Annotated in this window: 26 protein-coding genes; 10 read left to right on the forward strand and 16 right to left on the reverse strand. The window is 64.5% G+C overall.

All coding sequences use genetic code 11. The features are described from left to right. The first annotated feature begins 47 nt into the window (after positions 1-47). The gene (gene tsaA / locus IB256_RS22160) at positions 48-746 is read left to right on the forward strand and encodes a tRNA (N6-threonylcarbamoyladenosine(37)-N6)-methyltransferase TrmO (protein ID WP_192289299.1); all 699 of its coding nucleotides are present in this window, start codon (positions 48-50) and stop codon (positions 744-746) included. An 8-nt stretch (positions 747-754) separates the two neighbouring features. Here tsaA and IB256_RS22165 read toward each other — a convergent pair whose 3' ends face one another. Next, positions 755-1,057 (reverse strand): putative quinol monooxygenase, encoded by a 303-nt coding sequence (locus tag IB256_RS22165; protein ID WP_138212700.1) that lies wholly within the window; start codon positions 1,055-1,057, stop codon positions 755-757. Between the two features lie 60 nt (positions 1,058-1,117). On the opposite strand from IB256_RS22165, the gene IB256_RS22170 reads away from it, so the two are divergent. Beyond that, entirely contained in the window at positions 1,118-1,531 is a 414-nt protein-coding gene (locus IB256_RS22170; RefSeq protein ID WP_192289301.1) for a VOC family protein, read from the forward strand. A 181-nt stretch (positions 1,532-1,712) separates the two neighbouring features. Here the strand turns inward: IB256_RS22170 and fpr are convergent, their stop codons facing one another. After that, positions 1,713-2,489 carry a ferredoxin-NADP reductase gene (gene fpr, locus IB256_RS22175; RefSeq protein ID WP_081517926.1) on the reverse strand — a complete coding sequence of 259 codons (777 nt, stop codon included), beginning with the start codon at positions 2,487-2,489 and terminating at the stop codon, positions 1,713-1,715. A gap of 222 nt (positions 2,490-2,711) precedes the next feature. On the opposite strand from fpr, the gene IB256_RS22180 reads away from it, so the two are divergent. After that, positions 2,712-3,638 carry a LysR family transcriptional regulator gene (locus IB256_RS22180; RefSeq protein WP_081517925.1) on the forward strand — a complete coding sequence of 309 codons (927 nt, stop codon included), beginning with the start codon at positions 2,712-2,714 and terminating at the stop codon, positions 3,636-3,638. 115 nt (positions 3,639-3,753) lie between these two features. On the opposite strand, the gene IB256_RS22185 is transcribed toward IB256_RS22180, so the two are convergent. Both IB256_RS22185 and erdR read right to left on the reverse strand, forming a co-directional pair. Continuing rightward, a complete protein-coding gene (locus tag IB256_RS22185) occupies positions 3,754-4,125 on the reverse strand; it encodes a diacylglycerol kinase (protein WP_024765290.1) in 372 nt (123 codons plus the stop codon). A gap of 108 nt (positions 4,126-4,233) precedes the next feature. Then, positions 4,234-4,884, reverse strand: coding sequence for a response regulator transcription factor ErdR (erdR, locus tag IB256_RS22190; protein ID WP_024765291.1), 651 nt, complete (start codon positions 4,882-4,884; stop codon positions 4,234-4,236). Positions 4,885-5,149: 265 nt separating this feature from the next. On the opposite strand from erdR, the gene IB256_RS22195 reads away from it, so the two are divergent. After that, positions 5,150-6,034, forward strand: a complete 885-nt coding sequence (locus IB256_RS22195) for a DMT family transporter (protein WP_081517924.1) — start codon at positions 5,150-5,152, stop codon at positions 6,032-6,034. Between the two features lie 67 nt (positions 6,035-6,101). Here IB256_RS22195 and IB256_RS22200 read toward each other — a convergent pair whose 3' ends face one another. Further along, the gene (locus IB256_RS22200; RefSeq protein WP_192404077.1) at positions 6,102-6,818 is read right to left on the reverse strand and encodes a tRNA-uridine aminocarboxypropyltransferase; all 717 of its coding nucleotides are present in this window, start codon (positions 6,816-6,818) and stop codon (positions 6,102-6,104) included. A 137-nt stretch (positions 6,819-6,955) separates the two neighbouring features. Further along, complete coding sequence (locus IB256_RS22205) at positions 6,956-8,653, reverse strand: OmpP1/FadL family transporter (protein WP_192404079.1); 1,698 nt, start codon at positions 8,651-8,653, stop codon at positions 6,956-6,958. A gap of 331 nt (positions 8,654-8,984) precedes the next feature. Here IB256_RS22205 and IB256_RS22210 point away from each other — a divergent pair, with 331 nt between their 5' ends. After that, positions 8,985-9,392: a quorum-sensing-regulated virulence factor family protein gene (locus IB256_RS22210; RefSeq protein WP_017518004.1), complete on the forward strand. Its 408-nt coding sequence runs from the start codon at positions 8,985-8,987 to the stop codon at positions 9,390-9,392. Between the two features lie 9 nt (positions 9,393-9,401). Further along, positions 9,402-9,617 carry a DUF3820 family protein gene (locus tag IB256_RS22215; RefSeq protein ID WP_045210039.1) on the forward strand — a complete coding sequence of 72 codons (216 nt, stop codon included), beginning with the start codon at positions 9,402-9,404 and terminating at the stop codon, positions 9,615-9,617. A 40-nt stretch (positions 9,618-9,657) separates the two neighbouring features. On the opposite strand, the gene IB256_RS22220 is transcribed toward IB256_RS22215, so the two are convergent. Further along, the gene (locus tag IB256_RS22220) at positions 9,658-12,063 is read right to left on the reverse strand and encodes a xylulose 5-phosphate 3-epimerase (RefSeq protein ID WP_192404080.1); all 2,406 of its coding nucleotides are present in this window, start codon (positions 12,061-12,063) and stop codon (positions 9,658-9,660) included. Between the two features lie 125 nt (positions 12,064-12,188). On the opposite strand from IB256_RS22220, the gene IB256_RS22225 reads away from it, so the two are divergent. Then, positions 12,189-13,610: an MBL fold metallo-hydrolase RNA specificity domain-containing protein gene (locus IB256_RS22225; RefSeq protein WP_192289309.1), complete on the forward strand. Its 1,422-nt coding sequence runs from the start codon at positions 12,189-12,191 to the stop codon at positions 13,608-13,610. Positions 13,611-13,777: 167 nt separating this feature from the next. Further along, a complete protein-coding gene (locus tag IB256_RS22230; RefSeq protein ID WP_192404081.1) occupies positions 13,778-14,851 on the forward strand; it encodes a TIGR00730 family Rossman fold protein in 1,074 nt (357 codons plus the stop codon). 61 nt (positions 14,852-14,912) lie between these two features. Here the strand turns inward: IB256_RS22230 and recX are convergent, their stop codons facing one another. The 3 genes from recX to IB256_RS22245 form a co-directional block, all read right to left on the reverse strand. Continuing rightward, positions 14,913-15,377, reverse strand: a complete 465-nt coding sequence (gene recX / locus IB256_RS22235; RefSeq protein WP_192289313.1) for a recombination regulator RecX — start codon at positions 15,375-15,377, stop codon at positions 14,913-14,915. Positions 15,378-15,382: 5 nt separating this feature from the next. Continuing rightward, entirely contained in the window at positions 15,383-16,438 is a 1,056-nt protein-coding gene (gene recA, locus IB256_RS22240; protein WP_081517917.1) for a recombinase RecA, read from the reverse strand. An 85-nt stretch (positions 16,439-16,523) separates the two neighbouring features. Then, positions 16,524-17,036, reverse strand: a complete 513-nt coding sequence (locus IB256_RS22245; protein WP_192404082.1) for a CinA family protein — start codon at positions 17,034-17,036, stop codon at positions 16,524-16,526. An 82-nt stretch (positions 17,037-17,118) separates the two neighbouring features. Between IB256_RS22245 and mutS the strand changes: the two genes are divergently transcribed. Beyond that, on the forward strand, positions 17,119-19,692 hold the full coding sequence (gene mutS, locus IB256_RS22250) for a DNA mismatch repair protein MutS (RefSeq protein ID WP_192404083.1): 2,574 nt from the start codon (positions 17,119-17,121) through the stop codon (positions 19,690-19,692). A 65-nt stretch (positions 19,693-19,757) separates the two neighbouring features. Beyond that, positions 19,758-20,081 (forward strand): ferredoxin FdxA, encoded by a 324-nt coding sequence (gene fdxA, locus IB256_RS22255; protein ID WP_015476292.1) that lies wholly within the window; start codon positions 19,758-19,760, stop codon positions 20,079-20,081. Between the two features lie 434 nt (positions 20,082-20,515). Here fdxA and rpoS read toward each other — a convergent pair whose 3' ends face one another. The 6 genes from rpoS to ispF form a co-directional block, all read right to left on the reverse strand. Then, on the reverse strand, positions 20,516-21,520 hold the full coding sequence (rpoS, locus tag IB256_RS22260) for an RNA polymerase sigma factor RpoS (protein ID WP_045210031.1): 1,005 nt from the start codon (positions 21,518-21,520) through the stop codon (positions 20,516-20,518). A 95-nt stretch (positions 21,521-21,615) separates the two neighbouring features. Beyond that, on the reverse strand, positions 21,616-22,482 hold the full coding sequence (locus IB256_RS22265) for a peptidoglycan DD-metalloendopeptidase family protein (RefSeq protein ID WP_192404084.1): 867 nt from the start codon (positions 22,480-22,482) through the stop codon (positions 21,616-21,618). Positions 22,483-22,538: 56 nt separating this feature from the next. Continuing rightward, a complete protein-coding gene (locus IB256_RS22270) occupies positions 22,539-23,174 on the reverse strand; it encodes a protein-L-isoaspartate(D-aspartate) O-methyltransferase (RefSeq protein WP_139791561.1) in 636 nt (211 codons plus the stop codon). 25 nt (positions 23,175-23,199) lie between these two features. After that, a complete protein-coding gene (surE, locus tag IB256_RS22275; RefSeq protein WP_192404085.1) occupies positions 23,200-23,958 on the reverse strand; it encodes a 5'/3'-nucleotidase SurE in 759 nt (252 codons plus the stop codon). Next, complete coding sequence (gene truD, locus IB256_RS22280) at positions 23,946-25,004, reverse strand: tRNA pseudouridine(13) synthase TruD (RefSeq protein WP_081517911.1); 1,059 nt, start codon at positions 25,002-25,004, stop codon at positions 23,946-23,948. The genes surE and truD overlap by 13 nt, the downstream gene beginning before the upstream one ends. Continuing rightward, positions 25,001-25,474, reverse strand: coding sequence for a 2-C-methyl-D-erythritol 2,4-cyclodiphosphate synthase (gene ispF, locus IB256_RS22285; RefSeq protein WP_081517910.1), 474 nt, complete (start codon positions 25,472-25,474; stop codon positions 25,001-25,003). The genes truD and ispF overlap by 4 nt, the downstream gene beginning before the upstream one ends. Positions 25,475-25,527 lie beyond the last annotated feature (53 nt).

Genomic DNA, 25,527 nt, shown 5'->3' on the forward strand with positions numbered 1-25,527 from the left:
GAAGGGAATCGGGTACCATGGCGGCCCCTGCAACAGCCCGTGCCGCCATGTCCCACAGCATCTCGCCGATCGGCCACGTCCGCTCCTGCTTCAAGGAGAAGTTCGCCATTCCGCGCCAGCCGCAACTGGCCCCAGCCGCGACCGGCGTGCTGGAACTGCTGCCGCCATTCGATACCGGCGACGCGGTGGCAGGCCTGGAGCAGGTCAGCCACGTCTGGCTGATCTTCCTCTTCCATCAGGCGCTGGAAGACAAGCCGCGGCTGAAGGTGCGCCCGCCGCGCCTGGGCGGCAACCAGTCGATGGGCGTGTTCGCCACCCGCGCCACCCACCGCCCCAATGGTCTTGGCCAGTCGGTGGTGAAGCTGGAGAAGGTCGAGCCCGGCCGCCTCTGGCTGTCCGGCATCGACCTGCTGGATGGCACCCCGGTCATCGACATCAAGCCCTACGTGCCTTACGCCGATAGCGTGCCGGACGCACGCAACACCATCGCCGACACGCCACCCGTCCCCATTGCCGTGCACTGGAGCGACGAAGCCCTGCGCCAGGCCCATGAGCACGGCCTGCGCCTCGGCCAGCCGGTGCACGAACTGGTCGAGCAGTGCCTCGCCCAGGACCCACGCCCGGCCTACCAGAAGCCGCCGCCCGAGCGCCGCTATGGCGTGCGCCTGTGGGACCTCGACGTGCACTGGCACTACCCCGCCGACGGCGAAATCCGCGTGCTGGACCTGCAACCCGCCGCCGACTGAAGCCGGCGTCAGTCCACCGGATTGAGGGCGATCACGTCGCTCTCGAAGCACTCCTGCTCGACGATCAGCGGTTCCACCAGCGGGCGGCTGTCGCGGAAGTGCGCGGTTTGCGTGTGCGCCTCGTAGGCCGCGTCGTCGCGGTAGATCTCGTAGAGGTAGATCACGTCCGGATCGAGGCGATCCTGGGACACATCGAAGACCAGGCAGCCGGGTTCGCTGGACACGGAAGCGGCGGCATTGGCCTTGATGGCGTGGAGGAAATCCTCGGCGCTGCCGGGCTTCACGCGGGTCTTGATGAACAGACTGTACACAGGGCGCTCCTTTTGTTTTAAATTTGAAATCAAATTGTATACAAAAAAGGAACCACGTCCATGTCCGATCTCCCTGCCCGCCCCGGCCGACTCAACGGCCTGCGCCACCTCGCCCTGCTGGTACCGAACCTCGAGGAGTGCGAGCACTTCTACGTCGACGTGCTCGGCATGCAGGTGCTCAATCGCGCCAACGAAGACCTGGTCTACCTCACCTGCGGCAACGACAACCTCTCCCTGGGGCGCGGCTTCGGCGCGGCCAACGGCCTGCAGACCATGGACCACTACGGCTTTGTCGTCGACAGCGTGGAAGAGCTGGAAGCCTGGTACCAGTATTTCAAGGCACGCGGCGTGACCCTGCTGGACCGCCCTTTCGACCATGGCGACGGCGCGCGCAGCTTCCACCTGCTCGACCCGGCGGGGAACAAGGTGCAGCCGCTGTATCACCCGGCGGTTTCCGGCCAGCGCCTGTCATAAGCCGTGCCTCGACGCTCGCGTAGGGCGCATAACCCGCGGCAAGGGTTATCCGCCAATTCGGCGGATAACTCCGCTGGCGTAATGCGCCCTGCGTCCCGCACCACAGGCATCCGCGCATAAAAAAACGCCGCGCCCCCAAAAGGAGTCGCGGCGCTCTTTCGACTGAGCTGTCGTGCGCGGTTTACTTCTCTACGAAGGCGCGCTCGATCAGGTAGTCGCCCGGCTCGCCCATGCGCGGGGAGATCTGCAGGCCGAAGCCGTTCAGCACTTCGCTGGTCTCGTCGAGCATGCTCGGGCTGCCGCAGATCATCGCGCGGTCGTCCTGCGGGTTCATCGGCGGCAGGCCGATGTCGGCGAACAGCTTGCCGCTGCGCATCAGGTCGGTCTGGCGGCCCATGCTGTGGAACTCTTCACGGGTAACCAGCGGGCAGTAGATCAGTTTTTCTTTCACCATGTCGCCGAAGTACTCGTGCTCCGGCAGGACCTTGGTGATGAAGTCGGAGTAGGCCAGTTCGCTGACCCAGCGTACGCCGTGGACCAGAATGACCTTCTCGAAGCGCTCGTAGACTTCCGGGTCCTGGATGACCGACAGGAACGGCGCCATGCCGGTGCCGGTGCTCAGCAGGTACAGGTGCCGACCGGGCTTGAGGTCATCCAGCACCAGGGTGCCGGTGGGCTTGCGGCTGACCATCAGCTCGTCGCCTTCCTTCAGGTGCTGCAGACGCGAAGTCAGCGGACCGTCCGGGACCTTGATGCTGAAGAACTCCAGGTGCTCTTCGTAGTTCGGGCTGGCGATGCTGTACGCGCGCATCAGCGGACGACCGTTGACTTCCAGGCCGATCATCACGAACTGACCGGTCTTGAAGCGCAGACCCGGGTTACGGGTGGTCTTGAAGCTGAAGAGGGTGTCGTTCCAGTGGTGCACGCTGAGAACGCGCTCGGTGTACAGGTTGCTCATCAAGGACTCCTAGGAGAAACGTGGCGCACCCCAGCAGATCCCGGACGTAGCGCAATTGCGCGACATTTTATAGGCGGCGACAATATCCGCAAAATAAATTATCTGGATATTGCTAATCCAAAACGCAGATAAGGCCGCCCAGTCGCCGCGAAAGGATACCGTCAGGTGCTTCCTACGCCGGGGTGACGAAATGTCGCGCAGCCTTCTCCGGAGCCCCACAGCATGAAGTTCACCCTGCGCCAGCTCGAAGTCTTCGTCGCCGTCGCCCAGCAGGAAAGCGTCTCCCGCGCGGCCGAAGCCCTGTCCATGTCGCAGTCGGCCACCAGTACCTCGCTGGGCGAGCTGGAGCGACAGTTCGACTGCAAATTGTTCGACCGCTCCGGCAAACGCCTGACGCTCAACGCCCTCGGCCGCCAGCTGCTGCCCCAGGCGGTGGCCCTGCTCGACCGCGGCAGCGAGATCGAGAACATGCTCAACGGCAAGAGCGCCTTCGGCTCGCTGGACCTGGGCGCCACCCTGACCATCGGCAACTACCTGGCGACGCTGCTGATCGGCACTTTCATGCAGCGCCAGCCGGACTGTCGGGTGCGTCTGCACGTGCATAACACCGCCCATGTGGTGCAGCGCGTGGCTCATTACGAGCTGGACCTGGGTCTGATCGAAGGCGACTGCCAGCACCCGGACATCGAGGTGCAGCCATGGATGGAAGATGAACTGGTGGTCTTCTGCGCGCCGCAGCACCCGCTCGCCCGTGAAGGCCGCGCGAGCCTGGAGCGGCTGACGGAGGAAGCGTGGATTCTGCGGGAACAGGGCTCAGGCACACGGCTGACCTTCGACCAGGCCATGCGCCATCACGTGGAGCCGTTGAACGTGCGACTGGAGCTGGAACACACCGAGGCGATCAAGCGTGCGGTGGAGTCGGGGCTGGGCATCGGCTGCATCTCGCGCCTGGCCCTGCGCGACGCTTTCCGCCGTGGCAGCCTGGTACCGGTGGAAACGCCGGATCTGGACCTGCGCCGGCAGTTCTACTTCATCTGGCACCGGCAGAAGTACCAGACCGCGACCATGCGCGAGTTCCTCGAACTGTGCCGCAGCGAAACCGCCGGGGTGACGCGCAGCGACGACATCGTCCTGCCGATGATCCCCTGACGCGAAACCGAACGCTGCGTAGGGCGAATAACCTGGAACAGGTTATCCGCCGGCTCTTGCTGGCGGATAACGCTGACGCGTTATTCGCCCTACGAAAGCCCCTGCAGAAAACCGTTTAGCCGAGCAGGATGCCCGCCCAGGTCACGGTGATGATGGTCAGCGCGACGAACTGGGCGGCGCTGCCCATGTCCTTGGCGTTCTTCGACAGCGGGTGACGCTCCAGGGAAACCCGGTCCACCACCGCCTCGATGGCGGAGTTGAGCAGCTCGACGATCAGCGCCAGCAGGCACACGGCGATCATCAGCGCGCGTTCGCCGCGGGTCACGTCGCAGAAGAACGACAGCGGAATCAGGATGACGTTGATCAGCACCAGCTGGCGGAAGGCCGCTTCACCCTTGAAGGCGGCGGCGAAGCCGGCCAGGGAGTAGCCGGCGGCGTTGAAGATGCGTTTCAGGCCGGTCTGGCCCTTGAAGGGGGAGGCGGACACGTGTGGTTCTCACAGGCAAAGGTCGCGGCACTCTATACCAGCGATCGTCAAAAAGGGGTCAAGGCCATTACAGAATGTGACGACCTCAGGGGCTGAGTGTGACGGGTCTCAGGCCCCCGGCACCGACTCCATCTGCGCCAGCAGCAACGCCGCCTGGGTACGGGTGCGCACATTCAGCTTGCGGAAGATCGCCGTCACGTGAGCCTTCACCGTGGCTTCGGAGACACTCAGCTCGAAGGCGATCTGCTTGTTCAGCAGACCTTCGCAGACCATGGTCAGCACACGGAACTGCTGCGGGGTGAGGCTGGCCAGACCGGCGCTGGCGGCGCGCACGTCGTCGCTCATCTCGGTCACGGCGTCCACCTGCGGCGGCCACCAGACATCGCCATCGAGCACCGCGCGTACAGCCTGCTGCAGCACGCTCAGCTCGCTGGACTTGGGAATGAAACCGCTGGCGCCAAACTCGCGTGAGCGCTGCACCACGGCGGCGTCTTCCTGGGCCGAGACCATCACCACCGGAATCTGCGGGTACTGCCCGCGCAGCAGCACCAGGCCGGAGAAGCCATAGGCGCCGGGCATGTTCAGGTCCAGCAGGACCAGGTCCCAGTCGGCCTTCTCGTTCAGGCGCGTCTCCAGCTCCGCGATACTCGCCGCCTCCGACAGCCGCGCCTCGGGGCCGAGACCGATGGTCAGGGCCTGGTGCAGGGCACTGCGGAACAGCGGGTGATCGTCAGCGATCAGGATCTCGTAGGAAGCCATGAATTTTCCTTGAAGGCCGCGCCGAAGTCCCGCCGCGGATAACAGCCAGACTTGCGCACGAAAGGTCGGAGCACGGATAGAGCACTACTTGTCACATTGTACGCAAAGAGCGGCTTCGCTGTCCGCCGCGAATACGTCCCTCGCAGTACATGCACAATGGCCTGAAAGCCCCTGCCACTGTGCCCGCCGGGAACCCTCTCCCCTTTCCAAAGGCCCGGCGTTACGGCAGAGTTCCGCTTTTTTTCCTGCCCGTTACGAGAACAAGATGAAAAGCCATGCGCTGCGCGCCGATTTCCTGATGCTGTTCACCGCGATGATCTGGGGGGTCTCCTTTGTCGCGCAACGCCTCGGGATGGATGCCATCGGTCCCTTCCTCTATACCGGCCTGCGCTTCACCCTCGGCGCCGTGGCACTGCTGCCCCTGCTGGCCTGGTCGAGCAAGCGCGGCGCCCAGCCGTTCAACCGCGGGCTGATCCTGGCGGGCCTGGCCATCGGCACCGCGCTGACCGTGGGGATCAACCTGCAGCAGGTCGGCTTGATGTTCACCAGCGTGACCAACTCCGGCTTCATCACCGGCCTGTACGTCATCATCGTGCCGCTGCTCGGCCTGCTGATCGGTCATCGCGCCGGCACGGGCACCTGGATCGGCGCGGCTCTGGCGGTGACCGGCATGGCGATGCTGAGCATCGGCCCGGACTTCCACGTCGCTTCCGGTGACTGGCTGCAACTGACCGGCGCCTTCGTCTGGGGCGGCCACGTCCTGCTGGTGGGCCTGTTCGCCAGCCGCTACGACCCGATCCGCCTGGCCTTCCTGCAGTTCGCCACCTGCGCGGTGGTGAGCATGATCCTGGCGCTGGTGTTCGAGGAGATTCACCTCGACGCCATCCTCCAGGCCGGCCCTGCCCTGCTCTACGGCGGCCTGTTCGGCGTCGCCACCGGCTTCACCCTGCAGGTCATCGCGCAGAAGCACGCCATCGCCTCCCACGCGGCGATCATCCTTTCGCTGGAAGCCGTGTTCGCCGCCATCGCCGGCGCGCTGTTCCTCAACGAAACCCTGCATGTACGCGGCTACTTCGGCTGCGCGCTGATGCTCGCCGGCATGCTGGTTGCTCAGCTTTGGCCGAAGAAGGCTGACGCCAAGGCGGCTTGAAACACCGAATCCCCCCTGCAGGCGCGGGCCTGGCCCGCGCCTGCAAAGGTTGCGTTGGCGAGTCAGGTTATCGCTGGGTAAACGGCCTCAACGCCTGATGCGCCGGACTCTGTTCGTCCAGCGGCTGCTGGCGCTTGGAGCCCAGGTAGCGTTCGCTGAACACATCCAGGTAGGCATCCAGCGCATCGCCGGCGCGGCGGTCGCCGGCCAGCCCCAGGCACAGCGCGGCAACCTCGGCGGTGCACAGGTGTTCGTCGAACTTGGAGCGGCGCAGGCGATAGCGCGACAGCGCATCGGGGGTGATGCTCAGCACCGGGAAACGGTCCAGGTAAGGGCTCTTGCGGAACATCTTGCGCGCCTCGTTCCAGGTGGCGTCGAGCAGGATGAACAGCGGGCGCTTGCCGTCCTGCGGCTCCACCGTGGTGACCACGCGCTCGGGCTGGACGAACTCGCCAGGGAACACCACGTACGGCTGCCACTGCGGATCGTCGAGCAGCGCCAGCAGCACCGGGTCGACCTCGATGCGCGACCAGCCGAAAGCCCAGGTCTCGGGCACGGTTTCGGCGATCAGCCAGCCGGTGTTGCTGGGCTTGAGCGGTTCGGTGTCGAACATCACCAGGCACATCGCCGAGTTGGACTCGACCTGCGGGCGCAGGCTGCACATGCAGTAGTTCGGCCGCAGGCGGCAGCCGGGGCAACGCGGCGAGCGTGAGCCACGGGCGAAGAACGGCTTGATGCAACGGGCCAGGCGTTCATCACGAAGGCGGGCAACGGCGTGGCTCATGCTGCAGCCACCGGGATGAGGAAAAGCGGACGGGACATCGAAGGCTCGAACGGGACGACGGTTGCGGACCGCCGATTGTACCAGAGCCGCCGCCCACCTCCCTGCGGACGGCGCGGTGGCTTCGAGATAAACGACCTTCAGAAGCTGTGGTTGAGCGCCAGGCCGATGAACTGGATCTGCTGCTTGTATTCGCCCTTGTAGTTGCCTCCGTTACCGGTGCAGCGCACGCCGCTGTCGACGTAGAGCCCTCCGGAACCGGGCGCCCAGCCAGCCGGCGAGCAGCCGTCGGCGTAGTCCATCTTGCCGCTGTCGAACTTCACAAAGCTGTAGGCCAGGTCCACCGAGGTGTCCTTGGTGAACTGGTAGTTGGCGCCCAGCGACAGCCACTTGCGATTGGCGTCGGGAAAGGCCGGGTGGCGCAGGCCATCACCGCTGACCGGGGTCTTGTCGTAGGCGATGCCGCTGCGCAGCAGCAGGTCGTCGTTGAACTGGTAGTTCATCCCCAGGGAGACCTTGTAGGTGTTCTTCCAGTCCTGCTTGACGCTCAGGTCCCCCTCGTTGACGCCATTGAAGTACGGGTAGCCCTGCACCTGGTCGATGCCGATATCCACCGAGTCCAGCCGCGAGTGGCGCGTCCAGGTCACGTCGGCCATCAGCGCGACCTTGTCGTTGAGCTGGTGGAAGCCGTTGATCGACAGCGATTCGGGCGTGTCGATGGTGACCTTGGCCTTGGAGTTGGGGTGCAGCCGGGTGGCGGCGAACTGGCCGGGGTTGACCCACTGGTCCGGGTCGAACAATTGCTGGATGGCGTCCTTGGGCGGCAGTTCGATGATGCCCAGGTCCAGGCCGCCGCTGAGGTCGGTATCCGGCGAGGGCACCGTACCCTGCACGTCGGAGAAGCTCCACTTGGTCTTGCCTTCCAGCTCATGCTTGATCCGCGAGCGGTAGGCGATACCAAAGCGCGTGCTCTCCGTGGGTTCCCACAGGTAGCCGAGGTTCCAGCCGTAGCCCCAGTCGTCGCCCTTCACGCGGAAGTAACCGTCGCCCTGGACGTTGTCGGAGAAGTTCTTCGCCACGCAGTCGACAAAGGCATCACCGCTCTGGCCGTTACAGCTGGTCACCTCCTCCGGCACCTGCACGCCGTAGACCAGCGGGATCACCGCCTGCCCCAGGGGCGAAGCGGCCAGTTCGGTGACATCCTGGTTCTCCTTGACGAACTGTCCGGCCAGTTGCCGCGAGGCGCCCTTCACGTCGGCCGCGCCGCGCTGGATGGAGCGGATGTACTGGGCCGAGACGCCGAAGCCGACGCTGTGGTGTTCGTTGAGGCGGAAGGAAATGCTCGGGTTGAAGGTGACGGTTTCCAGCGAGGCCGACTGGATACCGTAGCGGCCGCTCCAGTCCTTCTCGTAATCGAGCTTGGCGCCATAGGGTGTGAAGATGCCCAGTCCGATGTTGATGGTGTCGTTCACCTGGTGGGAGAAGTAGAAGTTCGGCGCGGCGGCCGCGTCCGGCAGGTAGGAGCCGGCGTCGCCGTCGCCCTCGCCGGTGCGGTTGCCGAACACGTCGGTGGAGCCGTCGTCATCGTACTCGCCCTTGGGCAACAGAATGGTCAGGCCCCCGGTGACCTGATTGCCGGGCAGGCGGGCCATGCCGGCGGGGTTGTAGAAGATGGTCGAGGCGTCGGCCGCTTCGGCGCCGTTGGCATGGGCCGTGCCCTGGGCGGACACTGACTGTGAGCCGAAGTGATAACCGGACGCCTCGGCCTGCTGCGCGGGAACCGCGATCAGGCACCAGGAGCCCAGGGCAAGCGGCCAGGGGCGCAATACTCTTGTCATTGTTCTTCTCCTGCGATGGGATGATTCGCCCGACGCATCGACAAGAGTCCGCCCTACCGCAGAAGCAGCATGAAAATGGCACCGCCTTGCGCGGCGGCTGGACCTCCCGATGGTCGACCCTCCCGCTTGGAGGGCAGAGGTTGTGACCGGAGAGCGGCGCCATCCTCCCCCCATCCTTTGACGGGGTTGGCCGCCCGGCGGCGCAGCCTGGGGTCTGAGGTAACAGTTCCTCGGCACGCGCGCCGTTTTAAGGGACAATAGGCGGCTTGAATGACCGTCGAACCCGGAAGGCTCGCCACGGTCGAATCGGCACCATTGTCAGGAGATGCCCATGCTGCGCCTCACCGCCCTCGCCCTCTGCCTCGTCATTCCCGTCGCGCACGCCGCGTCGAAGAAGGACTTCGAACTGACCCAGACCCTGGAAAAGGTCGCCAAGGAAAGCAGCGAAGGCACCCCGCGCGCCATCAACGAGGACATCCTCGACCAGGGCTACACCGTCGACGGCCCGCAGTTGATCAACCACCTGAGCGTGCGCGCCAGCCATGCCGAGCGCATGCGCGAGAACCCCGACAGCGTGCGCAGCCAGCTGGGCGACAGCGTCTGCAGCAACACCGCCTACCGCCAGTTGCTGGCCGAGGGCGCGATCCTCACTTACAGCTTCACCGAGTACAAGACCAACGCCCCGGTCGCCACCGAGCGCTTCGACGCTGGCAGCTGCAAGATCAAGCTGAAGAAGTAAGCCGCACCCATGCTCGACAAGGAAATGCTGCTGAAGATCGCGCGTACGCCGATGCCCTTCGGCAAGTACCAGGGTCGCATGCTGGTGGACCTGCCTGACGAGTACCTGCTGTGGTTCCACAAAAAGGGGCAGTTTCCGGCCGGCGAATTGGGCCGGCTGATGCAGCTGACCCTGGAACTGAAGATCGATGGCCTGGACGACCTGATCAAAGCGCTCAAGCGCTGAGGCCCGCGCAACCGCCCTGTGGCGGTTGCGCCAGCGCTTGTCAGCGCAGCACGGACGGATTCTCCTTGCCGGCCACCGCCGCCGCTTCGTCCGGCGCCAGCAAGGCGCTGCGCGGCACATCCAGCAACCGCGCGCAGGCCGCCAGCACGTGGGCCCAGCTGCAGCGGTTGGCAAACAGCATGCCCGCCTCGTCCAGCGTACCGCCCTGGTTGCGATAGCCCAGCACCGCCGTCTTCAAGGCGTCCGGCAGAATCGGCCAGAGGTGCCCGCGCGCCACTTCCGGACGCATGTGAGTGAGCAGCACGCGGCGCTGGTAATGGTCTGGGAACAAACGCATGGCCACGGACTCATCCGTCAGCGCCTGCAACTCCCAGTTGTCACGCGGCGCGCGGAAGCGCCCCGGCTCCTGCAGATAGACCAACCGATACGGATAACCGGCCTCCTCCAGCCGCAACGCGGCGCGACGCATCTCGGCCAGTTGGTAGCTGCCGTTGGCGATCAGCAGCAGCGGCTCGGCGCCGGGATGTTCGTCCATCAGGATCGCGCCATCGCGGGCCAGCTGTTCCGACTGGGCCTGGTTGAATACGGCCGGACGCTCGCGCTTGGGCGCCACGATACAGGCCAACTGCCCGCGACTGCGGTAGATGTCCGGCAGCAGAGCCAGGTGACTGTTGTGGTCGGCCGGGAAGACCACCCGAACCATGTCGCTCATCTCGCCCAGCAGCGCCTCGCAGAAGGTGGTGTCCTGGTGCGACTGCTGGTTCTTGCCGTTCTCCCAGGTATGCGAAGTCGCCACCAGCGGCCAGCCAAGCCAGCCAGCCGGGCGCCCGGCTTCCTTCTGCTGACGGGCGAAGATCAGCGTCTGGCGCACGGCCCCGAGCATCTTCACGCAGAAGGCTTCGTAGCTGGCCACCAGGTTCAGCCCGCCCTGGTTGGCCAGGCAGGCGGAAACCACCGCCTCCTCGTTGAGTGCGGTGATGATCCGGCCATCCACGGCCTCGAGATCGCTTTCCGGCTCGCTCACCCGGTGCCGCAGCGCCTTGAGCACGCCGCCCAGGCGGTTGCTCGCCAGCTCGTCCGGGTTGCCGACGCGAGCGCGCAGGTCCGGGTTGGCGCCGCACAGGTCAACGAAAAAGCGATCCAGCGCGGCCATGGGCGAGCATTCGTCGTTGCGGTAATGCAGCGGCGGGATCGAAGGTTCGATGGGCCGACGCACGGCCAGCGGGTTGTCCCGCTCCATTACGCGGCCGCTGCGCGAATCGGCAAACATCCGGCATGCTTCGGCCAGTTCTTCCGGCTCGACCCACAGCGGCGCCGCATGCTGGTTGAACAGCTCGCGCGCCTCGGCGTCCACGCTGGGGTTACCTGGCAGCGGCAGGTTGTGTGCGGCGTTGCTGCCGGCCCCGTAGAAGCCGTAACCCTTGGTCGTCTCGGCAATGCCATAGGGAATCGGCAGCGGATAGCGCAGGATGCCGCGCGCCTTCTCGTCGACGCGGTGTTGCAGGCGCTCTTCCATTTCCCACAGGGCGCAGACGAATGCCGCCGGGTCACGCCCATCGAAGCTGATCGGGTCGAAGCCACAGCGCCGCAGGTGCAGCTTGAAGCCTTCCAATCCTTCGTGGCTGCCCAGGTCGGTACGCTGCTCGATGCGCCGGCCGTTGGCGATCATCACCGGCAGCGCGGTGCCGCAATCCTCGGCGCGCCACCAGCGGGGAATCCAGTCGCTGCCGCGTTGCTCCTCGGCGGCGCCGTCGGAAAGGAAGGCCACCAGGGTTTCGCCCGGTAGCGGCATATGCGCATACATCAGCTCGGCGAAGCCGAGGTAGCCACCTTCGGCAATGCCGCCAGCGGTATGCGGGTTGACATGGCTGCCCAGCGGCGCGGCGACCTTGCCGTCCGGCTGCTGCGCGTAGCTGTAGAAGTCCTGCATCAGCCGATCCAGCCCAGCCGCGCCGCTTCCATAGGCGACAGCCTGATCCGGATGCAGGTTACCGGTGAGCACGTTGAGCGCGTCGATCGCTGCCACACAGTGCCCCTGCCCCATCAGCCAGCCGCGGGTCTTGCCGCTCAGGGCATTCAGGGCGAGGTAACCGGCGTAGGCTGGCACCATGTTCAGCGCGCCGCCGGTGTGACCTTCCGGCTGAGCCTTGAAATCCTCCACCTGCAACGGTGCGCCATCGAGGCGGACGCGCGTGGCATAGGTCATGTGCGCCACCAGCCAGAGGCCGGCGCAGGTCAGCCGGTCCAGCGCGCCGAACAGCCGGTAGATGCTGGGCAGATCAGGCTGCAAGCCGTACTGGACCAATTGATGAGCGACACGAAAGACCGCCGCCTGGGTCTGCGGGCTATGCTGAAGCGGTCCACGGCCTTGCCGCCAACGGGCAAACTCCGGCTCGGCTGCCGCGTGGCTGTCGAGTTCCTCGGGACTGGGCAGTATCTGTGGCATCTCGGCTCTCCCTTGGCTTTGCAGGAAAGTCTAGGTCGCCACGGATCGGACCGGCGCTGACATGTATCAACGAGCGCCCCGACCATTCGAGCAAGGCTGAAAGAGAATTCCCACAAGGAGACGACATGGCGCTTCTCACTTTCATCGGCGCGATCCAGGAAGTCACCGGTTCCTGCTACCTCCTGGAAACCCGCGACGGCGTCCGCGTGCTGCTCGAATGCGGGATGCGCCAGGGGCGCGGCGGCAACACGGGTACCCGCGAAAACGAAGCGACCAACCGCACGCCCTTCCCTTTCGACCCGAAGGAACTCGATGCCGTCGTCCTGTCCCACGCCCACCTGGACCACAGCGGCCTCCTGCCGCGCCTGGCGAAGGAAGGCTACAAGGGTCCGATCTACGCCACCGAATCCTGCTGCGACCTGCTGGAGCTGATGCTGATGGACTCGGCGCACCTCCAGGAGAAGGACGCCGAATGGGAGAACAAGTGGCGCGCGCGCCTGGGCAAGCCGCCCGTCAAGCCGCTGTACACCGTCGAAGACGCTTCCCGCGCCCTGAACCAGCGCCGCCGCGTCAGCTATGGCAGCACGGTAGACGTAGCGCGCGGCATCCGCGTGACCTTCCACAACGCCGGGCACATCCTCGGCTCGGCCATCGTCGAACTGGAAATCCATGAGTTCGGCTCGACCCGCCGCCTGGTGTTCTCCGGCGACCTGGGCAGCACCTGCTCGCCACTGATGCGCACGCCGACCCCGCTGACCCGCGCCGACGTGGTGCTACTGGAATCCACCTACGGCGACCGCGACCACCGCGACGCCAACGAAACTCTGCTGGAACTGGCCGGCATCCTGCAACGCGCGCAGAACGAAGGCGGCAACGTGCTGATCCCGTCGTTCGCCGTCGGCCGCACCCAGGACCTGATCTACTACCTCGGGCGCTTCTACCAGGAAGGTCGCCTGCCGCAGCAGGTGGTCTACCTCGACAGTCCCATGGCCGCCCGGGCCAACAACATCTACCTGCAACACATCGGCGAGATCGCCGACGTCGACCGCGAGTACATGCGCGGTACCGGCACGGCCAAGGTCGGCGAGTGGCTGCCGATCCTGCGCACCACCCAGAGCGCCGATGAATCCATGGCGCTGAACCGGATCAAGAGCGGGGCCATCATTATCGCCGGCAGCGGCATGTGCACCGGAGGGCGCATCGTCCACCACCTCAAGCACAACCTCTGGCGCGAGGAATGCCATATCGTCTTCCCTGGCTTCCAGGCCAAGGGCACGCTGGGCCGCGCCATCGTCGACGGCGCCCAGACGGTGCGCATCCTGCGCCAGCGCATCAGCGTGAAAGCGCAGATCCATACCCTCGGAGGGTTCTCCGCTCATGCGGGACAATCACAATTAATTCAGTGGGTTGGCCACTTCGAGAACAAACCCGAGCTATACCTGATACATGGCGAGCGGGAAAAGATGGATGTACTCAAGGGTGCACTCCAGGATCGCCTGAACTGGACGGCCAACATTCCGGAGCCCGGAGACCGGATCGCCATCTGAAATCGGGGCCTCACCGACTGTCACACCCCGCGTGCCAGACTGGGCAGGCCTCCTGCTGAACCCTGTGCGTGCGGCGAAGCGCCAATGCGTCAACGCCAGAGCCACCTTGCGTGGCCGGCGCCGCCCACGGACAGGCGATCAGGGGTTGATGAACAAGGAGTATCAACATGCCCTATGAGCCCGACGACTACCTCTCCAGACACTTCCAGACCAGCGGCACCGACCTCGCACAGAAGATCGAGGAACTGGCCGAACTGGCCGCCCCCGGCAACAGCCAGAACCTGCCGCTGTACCGCGAGATGCTCACCACCGTGGCCCGCATGGCCCAGGCCGACCGCAACCGCTGGGACGCCAAGATCATGCTGCAGACCCTGCGCGAGATGGAGCACGCCTTCAGCACCCTGGAGCAGTTCAAGCGTCGCCGCAAAGTCACGGTGTTCGGCTCGGCCCGTACACCGGCCGACCACCCCGTCTACGCTCTGGCCCGCGAGCTGGGCGAAACCCTTGCCCGCTACGACCTGATGGTCATCACCGGCGCTGGCGGCGGCATCATGGCCGCGGCCCACGAAGGCGCCGGGCTGGAAAACAGCCTTGGCTTCAATATCACGTTGCCCTTCGAACAGCACGCCAACCGCACCGTGGACGGCACCAGCAACCTGCTGTCCTTCCACTTCTTCTTCCTGCGCAAGCTGTTCTTCGTCAAGGAGGCCGATGCCCTGGTGCTCTGTCCGGGCGGCTTCGGCACGCTGGACGAAGCGCTCGAAGTACTGACGCTGATCCAGACCGGCAAGAGCCCGCTGGTACCGATCGTGCTGCTGGACCAACCGGGTGGACACTACTGGGACCACGCCCTGGAGTTCATCAAGGAACAGCTTGAAGACAACGGCTACATCCTGCCCAGCGACATGAACCTGATGAAACTGGTGCACACCGCCGAGGACGCCGCCGAGGAAATCGCCCAGTTCTACAGCAACTTCCACTCCAGCCGCTGGCTCAAGGATCGCTTCGTGATCCGCCTGAACCACCCGCTGAGCGTACGCGCATTGCAGTTGCTGGAGCGCGAGTTCGGGAGCCTGTGCGTCACCGATGGCTTCCACCAGCAGCCCTACAGCGAATCGGAACTGGACGAGCCGGAGTTCTCCCACCTGACCCGCCTGGCCTTCGCCTTCAATGGCCGTGACCAGGGGCGCCTGAGGGAATTGCTGAACTTCATCAACCAGCCGGAGAACTGGGAGCGCTGATTTCCTGGGCAACTTCCAGAGCAAGGAAACAAAAAAGGCACCCGGTGGGTGCCTTTTTCGTTCAATCATCTGATCGTCGACCGCTCAGAAGCCGGCTGATGGCTTCCATCGAGTAGCCCCGATAGCTCAGGAACCGGCCCTGCTGGGCTCGCTCGCGAGCGTCCTGCGGCAATCGGGCGAACTTGCGGCGCCAGACTTCACGCAGGTTTTCACTCCAGTCGACACCCGACTCGCTCAGCGCACCGTCGATCTCGCTACGAGGCAAACCACGTTGCGACAGCTCCTCGCGAATCCGCACCGGACCGTAACCGGCCCGCGCACGGCTGGCGATGTAGCTTTCCAGGTAGCGGCTTTCGTTGAGCAGCCCCTCCTCGGCCAAACGGTCGAGGGCTGGGTCGATCACGTCCTGCGTGGCACCGCGTTGCCGCAGCTTGCGCGAGAGCTCCGCCCGGCCATGCTCGCGTCTCGCCAGCAGGTCCATGGCGACCCGCCGCACCGCGACGGGGTTATCGAGCTCGACGGCCATGGCTATCAGTAGTCGGCTTCAGCTTCTGCTTCGGCTTCCGCCGCAGCGAGCTCAGCCTTGGTCGGCGGAGTCTGCTTGGACAACAGTTGGTCACGGATAGCCTTGTCCAAGGTGGTGCAGACCTCGGCGTTGTCTTCCAGGAACTTGGCGGCGTTCGCCTTGCCCTGGCCGATCTTGCTGCCCTGGTAGCTGTACCAGGCACCGGACTTCTCGATCAGCCCCAGCTGTACACCCAGGTCGATGATCTCGCCGGTACGGTAGATGCCGCGGCCGTACATGATCTGGAACTCGGCCTGACGGAACGGCGGAGCAACCTTGTTCTTCACGACCTTGACGCGGGTTTCGCTGCCGACCACCTCGTCACCTTCCTTCACCGCGCCGGTACGGCGGATGTCGAGACGGACGGAGGAGTAGAACTTCAGTGCGTTACCACCGGTGGTGGTTTCCGGGTTGCCGAACATCACGCCGATCTTCATGCGGATCTGGTTGATGAAGATAACCAGGCAGTTGGCGTTCTTGATGTTGCCGGTGATCTTGCGCAGCGCCTGGGACATCAGGCGGGCCTGCAGGCCGACGTGCTGATCGCCCATCTCGCCTTCGATTTCGGCTTTCGGTACCAGGGCGGCCACGGAGTCGACGATGATCACGTCAACGGCATTGGAGCGCACCAGCATGTCGGTGATCTCCAGAGCCTGTTCGCCGGTGTCCGGCTGGGAAACCAGCAGGTCGTCGACGTTGACGCCCAGCTTGCCGGCGTAGTCCGGGTCCAGGGCGTGTTCGGCGTCGACGAAGGCGCAGGTGGCGCCGATTTTCTGGGCCTGAGCGATGACCGACAGGGTCAGCGTGGTCTTACCCGAAGATTCCGGGCCATAGATCTCGACGATACGGCCACGCGGCAGACCACCAATGCCCAGCGCGATGTCCAGCCCCAGCGAGCCGGTGGAGATGGCGGGAATTGCCTGGCGCTCATGGTCGCCCATGCGCATGACAGCGCCCTTGCCGAATTGGCGTTCGATCTGTCCCAGGGCCGCGGCCAGGGCGCGCTTCTTGTTGTCGTCCATTGAAGTCCTCGCGAAGTCAGGCGGCCGGGCGGCCACGAACAACTGTATAAGTAGCCAGTATTATTCCACAGGGCAAGCCGCTCGCCTACCCCTGAATCGGATTTTCACCGTCCGCCAGTCGCAATAGTCCTTCCAGAGCGGTCGCCACGGTCTGCCGGCGAACAGCTTCCCGATCACCGACATACAAGCGGCGTGAGCTGAACACCTGTCCGCCCTTCATCCAGGCCAGCCAGACGGTGCCCACGGGTTTCTCGGCAGAACCACCATCCGGCCCCGCAATACCGCTGACTGCTACGGCAATATCCGCTCCACTTCGCGGCAGCGCGCCGGCGACCATCGCCTCGACCACTTCACGGCTCACCGCGCCGACTTGCGGGAACAGCTCGGCCGGCACATCCAGCTGACGAGTCTTCTGGCGGTTGGAGTACGTGACGTAGCCTGCCTCGAACCAGGCGGAGCTTCCGGCTATACGGGTGATCGCCTCGGCAATGCCGCCACCGGTGCAGGATTCGGCAGTCGTGACGCGCAATTTGTTGGCAGCCAGCCGCGCGCCAAGCAGGGAGGAGAGTTCAGTAATAAAGGAATCGGTAACGGGCACAGAGCGCTCCGGGGTTAAAGAAGGCCAGGCGGATACCGTACACTAGGCGCTTTTGCATGTTGAAGCCGGACAGCCAGAAGCCATGAGTCAGAGCGACCTTTCCGCCCACACACCGATGATGCAGCAGTACTGGAGGCTGAAGAACCAGCACCCGGACCAACTGATGTTCTACCGCATGGGCGACTTCTACGAGCTGTTCTACGAGGACGCCAAGAAGGCCGCCAAACTGCTGGACATCACACTGACCGCACGCGGCCAGTCCGCCGGCAACTCCATTCCCATGGCCGGCATTCCCTTCCACTCCGCCGAAGGCTACCTGGCCAAGCTGGTGAAGCTCGGCGAATCGGTGGTGATCTGCGAACAGATCGGCGACCCGGCCACCAGCAAGGGACCGGTTGAACGCCAGGTTGTACGCATCCTGACCCCCGGCACCGTCAGCGACGAAGCGCTGCTCGACGAGCGCCGCGACAACCTGATCGCCGCAGTGCTGGGCGACGAGCGCCTGTTCGGCCTTGCCGTGCTGGACATCACCAGCGGCCGCTTCAACGTCCAGGAAATAAAAGGCTGGGAAACCCTGCTGGCCGAACTGGAGCGCCTGAACCCCGCCGAGCTGCTGATCCCCGACGACTGGCCCCAGGGCCTGCCGGCGGAAAAGCGCCGTGGCGCGCACCGCCGCGCGCCCTGGGACTTCGATCGCGACTCGGCGAAGAAAGGCCTGTGCCAGCAGTTCGGCGTGCAGGACCTCAAGGGCTTCGGGTGCCAGGAGCTGACCCTGGCCATCGGCGCCGCGGGCTGCCTGCTGACCTACGCCAAGGAAACCCAGCGCACCGCCTTGCCGCACCTGCGCAGCCTGCGTCACGAGCGGATCGACGACACCGTGATCCTCGACGGCGCCAGCCGCCGCAACCTGGAGCTGGACACCAACCTCGCCGGCGGCCGCGACAACACGCTGCAGTCGGTAGTCGACCGTTGCCAGACCGCTATGGGCAGCCGCTTGCTGACCCGTTGGCTAAACCGACCGCTGCGCGACCGAGCCGTGCTCGAAGCCCGTCAGGAATCGATTGCCTGCCTGCTGGAGCGCTATCGCTTCGAAGTCCTCCAGCCGCAGCTGAAGGAAATCGGTGACGTCGAACGAATTCTTGCCCGAATCGGCCTGCGCAATGCCCGCCCGCGCGACCTCGCGCGCCTGCGCGACGCCCTCGCCGCCCTGCCGCAACTGCAGAGTGGCATGACCGAGCTGGAAGCCCCGCACCTGGGCGAACTGGCCGTCAGCATCCGCACCTACCCGGAACTGGCCGACCTGCTGGCCCGCGCAGTGATCGAGAACCCGCCGGCGGTGATCCGCGATGGCGGTGTCATCGCCCGCGGCTACGACGCCGAGCTGGACGAACTGCAGATGCTCAGCGAAAACGCTGGCCAGTACCTGATGGACCTGGAGACTCGCGAAAAGGCCCGCACCGGCCTGCCGAACCTGAAGGTCGGCTACAACCGCATCCACGGCTACTACATCGAACTGCCCCGCGTGCAGGCCGAACAGGCACCCGCCGACTACATCCGCCGCCAGACCCTGAAAGGCGCCGAGCGCTTCATCACGCCGGAACTGAAGGCCTTCGAAGACAAGGCGCTGTCGGCCCAAAGCCGTGCCCTGGCTCGCGAGAAGCAACTCTACGAAGAACTGCTGGAACTGCTGATCGGCCAACTGGCGCCACTGCAGGACACCGCTGCCGCCCTGGCCGAACTGGACGTGCTATCCAACCTCGCCGAGCGTGCACTGAACCTCGACCTGAACCGCCCGCGCTTCGTCGAAGAGTCCGGCATCCTCATCGAGCAAGGCCGCCACCCGGTGGTCGAGCAGGTGCTGGATACGCCCTTCGTCGCCAACGACCTGAACCTCGACGAAGACACCCGCATGCTGGTGATTACCGGCCCGAACATGGGCGGTAAATCGACCTATATGCGACAAACAGCGCTGATCGTGCTGCTAGCGCACATCGGCAGTTTCGTCCCGGCCGCGCGTTGCGAACTGTCCCTGGTGGACCGAATTTTCACCCGTATCGGCTCCTCCGACGACCTCGCCGGTGGCCGCTCCACCTTCATGGTGGAGATGAGCGAAACCGCGAACATCCTGCACAACGCCAGCGACCGCAGCCTGGTGCTGATGGACGAAGTTGGCCGTGGCACCAGCACTTTCGACGGCCTGTCGCTGGCCTGGTCCGCCGCCGAACACTTGGCCAAACTGCGCGCCTTTACCCTGTTCGCGACGCACTATTTCGAGCTGACCGTGCTACCCGAAAGCGAACCGGCGGTGGCCAACGTTCACCTGAACGCCACCGAACACAACGAGCGCATCGTGTTCCTGCACCACGTACTGCCCGGTCCTGCCAGCCAGAGTTATGGCCTCGCGGTTGCGCAATTGGCCGGTGTGCCGGGTGCGGTAATTCAGCGCGCCCGCGAGCATCTGTCGCGCCTGGAAACCACCAGCCTGCCCCATGAAGCGTCGCGTTCGACCGACCCGAAAAGCCCGGCCCCCCTGCAAAGCGACCTGTTCGCCAGCCTGCCGCACCCGATCGTCGAAGAGCTGATGCATGTCAGCCCTGACGACCTGACACCGCGTCAAGCTCTCGATTTGTTATATGCATGGAAGATGCGGGTCTGACGGACCGCTGGACAAGCTGCTAGAATCGCGCGCGCTTAGCCGCCCGCCTGAGGAGAAAATTAGAAATGACCTTCGTCGTCACCGACAACTGCATCAAGTGCAAATACACCGACTGCGTGGAAGTATGCCCGGTGGACTGCTTCTACGAAGGCCCGAACTTCCTGGTCATCCACCCGGATGAGTGCATCGACTGCGCCCTGTGCGAACCGGAGTGCCCGGCACAGGCGATCTTCTCCGAGGACGAGGTCCCGGATGGCATGCAGGAGTTCATCGAGCTGAACAAGGATCTGGCCGATGTATGGCCGAACATCACCGAGAAGAAGGATTCCCTGCCGGACGCCGAAGAGTGGGACGGCAAGCCGAACAAGATGCAGTATCTGGAGCGCTGATTTCCAGCACCTCCGGAAATAGAAAAGGCCCGCCTAGTGCGGGCCTTTCTGCATCTGGGGCTTCACTTTTCTGCAGGCAAAAAAAGGGGCGGGATAACCCGCCCACTCTTTCTTCCCTTCTTCATCATCCTGATGAACCGCATCCTGCGGTGGGTCCTGACCGACATCCTTACCGGCCTGCGCCTTTCCGTGTACGCAGGAGTGATATTACCCGCCTGCAGGAACGCGGCAACTGGGACACTTCCGCGCATTCACCGCTGACGGCATCCCATCATTGAAATAAAACACTTATAAAACAATAAGATACGAAAAACCTACGTCAAGACTGGCGGCACTTTAAGCTGAACACTCACACACTGTGTAAGCGAATGCTTACATCGCGGCGCATAAAAAAGCCCGGAATCATCCGGGCTTCTTCGTTGTCGGCCTGCACGCTACTGGAACAGTGCGTCGCTCGACAGGCCGTTCTTCTCGAGAATCTCGCGCAGACGCTTGAGGGCCTCGACCTGGATCTGCCGAACCCGCTCGCGGGTCAGGCCGATCTCCTGGCCAACTTCCTCCAGGGTACTGCTTTCATGGCCGCGCAGGCCGAAGCGGCGAATCACCACCTCGCGCTGCTTGTCGGTCAGTTCCGACAGCCAAAGATCGATGCTCTCGCTGAGGTCGTCGTCCTGCAGCAGTTCGCAGGGATCAGTGGGGCGGTCGTCGGTCAGGGTATCGAGCAGGGTCTTGTCCGAGTCCGGGCCGAGGGAAACGTCCACCGAAGTGACCCGCTCGTTCAGACCGAGCATCCGCTTGACCTCTTCCACCGGCTTCTCGAGCAGGTTGGCGATTTCCTCGGGCGACGGCTCATGGTCCAGCTTGTGGGTCAGCTCGCGAGCGGCCCGCAGGTAGACATTGAGCTCCTTCACCACATGGATCGGTAAACGGATAGTTCGGGTCTGATTCATGATGGCCCGTTCGATGGTCTGACGAATCCACCAGGTTGCATAGGTGGAGAAGCGGAAGCCACGTTCGGGGTCGAATTTCTCCACCGCGCGGATCAGCCCGAGGTTGCCCTCTTCGATCAGGTCGAGCAGGGAAAGGCCGCGGTTGACGTAACGCCGCGCGATCTTCACCACCAGACGCAGGTTGCTTTCGATCATTCGCCGCCGCCCGGCTGGGTCGCCCTTCTGCGCGAGACGCGCGAAATGGACTTCCTCTTCCGGAGTCAGGAGCGGCGAGAAACCGATTTCATTCAGATACAGCTGGGTCGCGTCGAGCGCGCGGCTGTAGTCGATGTGCTTGTGTTGCTTGAGAGACGAGAGTGAGGTGGCTTTAGGAGTGACTCGAAGCGATACCTGCTCTTCGGCAAATGACTCTTCGAGGATGATGCCAGGCTCCAGCAGGAGCACTTCATCATCGACGTCAAACTCCGGCCCTTCTTTTTTAAGTGCCATGTCGTTATCCCTTGCTGAGTTCGACAACAAGCCCAGGTGCGTCCTTATCCTTAGGACACCTAGGCCCGCTCACCCACGCAGGGGAACAGCAAGCATCAACGACTTGGCAGGTATTGCAGCGGATCTACAGGTTTACCCTGGCGGCGAATCTCGAAGTGCAGCTTCACCCGGTCGGTCCCTGTGGAGCCCATCTCGGCAATGTTCTGCCCGACTTTGACCTGTTGCCCTTCCCGCACCAGCAACCTGCGGTTGTGACCGTAGGCGCTTACGTAGGTATCGCTGTGCTTGATGATCACGAGTTCGCCGTAGCCCCGCAAACCACTACCGGCGTACACCACCGTGCCATTAGACGCAGCCAGGACAGGCTGGCCCAATTGCCCGCCTATATCAATCCCTTTATTCAAACTGCCGTTTGATGCAAAACGCCCAATAAGAGTGCCATTGGTCGGCCATATCCAGCCCCCCGGAGCCCCCCCTGCGACCGCCGGAGTTCCGACGCTGGCGGGGGGCTGCGCCGGAGCCGTGACAGCAGGAGTGGTCGGTTTGCTGGCGGTTGCCGGCGTGGATGTCGGTTTGTTGACTACGATCGGAGCGACAGGCGTCGTATTTTTTGCGACAGACGGTGCTGTCGACGAGCCACCATCGAAGCGTATGGTTTGGCCGGGGCGAATGGTGTACGGCGCGGAGATGTTGTTGCGCGCGGCCAAGGCTTTCCAGTCCCAGCCGTAACGGAAGGCGATGGAGTACAGCGTGTCACCGCGACGCACCAGATACTGCCCGCTGGTGACAGCCGGCTTCTGCTGGGCATTGCGGTCCACCACGGTCGTGGTGCTGCGCGAAGTCGAAGAACAGGCCGCCAGCAGAGAGCAGACGGCGATGGCCACCACAGCGTGGCCCAGGCCCTTGATCCAGTTCCGTTGACACAGGGTCGCTGTCAAGCTCACCCATCCCCCCTTATCCATGAATTGACGTCCAGCCTCACTGGCCGGCAGTTACCGCAGCCTTGACCGGCTTGCTCTCAGCCTAGCGGACCGTTGAGCAGCGGGACGAAGCGTACGGAATCCAGCACCTGGCGCTGGAATCCGTCCTCAGTGCGGACGATCAGCATCAGCTGCTGCACCTCGCCGCCACCGACCGGAATCACCAGCCGCCCCCCCGGCGCCAGCTGGTCCAGCAGCGCCTGCGGGACCTCAGCCGCTGCCGCAGTGACGATGATGCCGTTGTACGGCGCCAGAGCCGGCCAGCCTTCCCAGCCATCGCCCCAACGAAAGACAACATTTCTCAGGTTTAGCTCCGCAAGTCGCTCCTTGGCGCGATCCTGCAGGGCCTGGATGCGCTCGACGGAGAACACCCGCTCCACCAGTTGCGACAGCACAGCAGTCTGGTAGCCGGATCCGGTGCCGATCTCCAGCACCTTGTCGAGCGGGCCGGCGGCCAGCAGCAACTCGGTCATCCGCGCCACCATGAAGGGCTGCGAGATGGTCTGGTTGTGCCCGATGGGCAGCGCGGTGTCTTCGTAGGCGCGGTGCGACAGTGCCTCGTCGACGAACAAGTGGCGCGGCGTACGGCGGATCACTTCCAGCACGCGGGCGTTGGAAAGGCCCTCTTCGTACAGACGCTGGATCAGACGCTCGCGGGTGCGCTGGGAGGTCATGCCGATCCCGCCGCGACGCGACAATTCATTGGCCATGGTCGAGCCCTCCGAGCCAGTCGCCAAGGACATTGAACGCCTCCCGGAAGGTCCGGTCCATCTGCAGCGGCGTGATCGACACGTAGCCCTGCATGACCGCGTGGAAATCGGTGCCCTCGCCGCCATCCTCGGCATCGCCGGCAGCGGCGATCCAGTAGCCTTCCTTGCCGCGCGGGTTGACCACCTTGACCGGCGGCTTGGCGCGGGCACGATGCCCCAGGCGGGTCAGCTGGATGCCCTTGATACGCTCCAGCGGCAGGTTGGGAATGTTCACGTTGAGCACGGTGCGCGGCGGCAGCTCGAGCTTCTCGTGGGACTCCACCAGCAGGCGGGCGAAGTGCATGGCGGCCGGCAGGTTATCCGTCAGGCGCGAGCACAGCGAGAAGGCGAAGGCCGGGCGGGACAGGGAGCGCCCTTCCAGGGCTGCTGCCACAGTACCCGAATAGAGCACGTCGTCGCCCAGGTTGGCGCCGAGGTTGATGCCCGAGACGACCATCTCCGGCACTTCTTCGAGCAGGCCGTTGAGGCCCAGGTGCACGCAGTCGGTCGGGGTGCCGTTGAGGCTGATGAAACCATTGCCCAGGCGATGGGGATGCAGCGGCCGATCCAGCGTCAGCGAACTACTCGCTCCGCTACGATCGGCTTCCGGGGCGATCACGATGCAGTCCGCATAGTCGGACAGCGCGTCGTGAAGCGCGGCGATACCGGGTGCAGTGACCCCGTCGTCGTTGGCAATCAATATGCGCATGGGCTTTCCGTCTGCCCTGCCGGCACGAGGTCGATCAGCTCGCGCACTACCACGGTGGCGAAGCAGCCAGCCGGCAGGACGAATTCCAGTTGCAGAATGTCAGGGGCGGGATAATGCCATGTAAGACCCGGGATGGGGAGGCGCAGAATGCGCCGTTCGTGCGCCATGTCCGCACTGGCGAGCCACTGGCAAAGCGCCATCTCGGCCTGCTGTACGCTGCTTTCGATCTCTCCGGGCTGGTTCGTCGCCGGTGAATCGCCCTCGCCCCACATCGGACCGGTGGGGTGCAGGTCGAGTGCGGCGAGGCGCGGGTCGGAGCACTCCGCTTCGCCAGCGGGGAAGAAGCTGCGGCTGTCGGTGAACGCCAGCAGGTCGCCAACCCGCGCCTGGTTCCAGGTGCCTTCCGCGACGCGGCGGGCCAGCACCTGATTGAAGATGAAGCTGCGGGCCGCCGAGAGCATCCGCGAGCGCATGTTGCGATGTTCCGGCAACTTGCCGCGCTCGGCGAAACCACGGGCGTCGAAGACGTTGCCGCCGTCATGGCCGAAACGCTGGGTACCGAAGTAGTTCGGCACGCCCTGGGCGACCAGGGCCTTCAGGCGCGCTTCGAGTTGTTCGCGATCGGCCTGCAACTCGGTCAGGCGCAGGGTGAAGCCGTTGGCCGAATGCGCGCCGCGTTGCAGCTTGCGGCGATGGCGATTGCGCTCGAGGATGCGCAGGCTGTCGTCCTCGGCGGCAGCCAGGTCCGGATCGGACTTGCCCGGCAGGTGCAGACTGAACCACTGACGGGTCAGCGCCTGGCGATCCTTGAGGCCGGCGTAGCTGATCATCTTCACCGGCACGCCGGCAGCACGGGCCAGGCGACGGGCGGCTTCCTCGGTATTCAGGCCGCGCTTCTCGACCCACAGCCAGAGGTGTTCGCCGTCACCGGAGAGCGGGATGTCCAGCACTTCGTCGACCTGGAAATCTTCCGCCACGGCCTTGAGCACAGCGCTTCCGCAGGCATCGCCATGGGCGCGCGGGCCCAGCAGTTCCAGCTCCGTCATGCGCGAACCAGCAGGGCGACTGCGTGGACCGCGATGCCCTCTTCTCGGCCGGTGAAGCCGAGTTTCTCGGTGGTGGTGGCCTTGACGTTGACCTGGTCCAGCTCGACCTTCAGGTCGGCGGCGATACTCTCGCGCATGCTCTGGATGTGCGGCGCCATCTTCGGCGCCTGGGCGATGATGGTGGTGTCGACGTTCTCCACCTTCCAGCCCTTGGCCTCCACCAGGCTCAGCACGTGACGCAACAGTGCGCGGCTGTCGGCGCCCTTGAACTGTGGGTCGGTGTCGGGGAAGTGCTTGCCGATGTCGCCCAGCGCGCAGGCGCCCAGCAGAGCATCGGAAAGAGCGTGCAGCAGCACGTCGCCGTCGGAGTGGGCGACGAGCCCGAACTTGTGGGGAATACGCACGCCGCCGAGGGTGATGAAGTCGCCCTCGCCAAAGCGGTGCACGTCGTAGCCATGTCCGATACGCATGAAAAAACGCCCTGTAGATGTCAGGGCGTCGATTCTACCGGATCACTGCCCCG

The sequence above is a fragment of the Pseudomonas sp. PDM17 genome (assembly GCF_014851985.1).
Lineage (GTDB): Bacteria > Pseudomonadota > Gammaproteobacteria > Pseudomonadales > Pseudomonadaceae > Pseudomonas.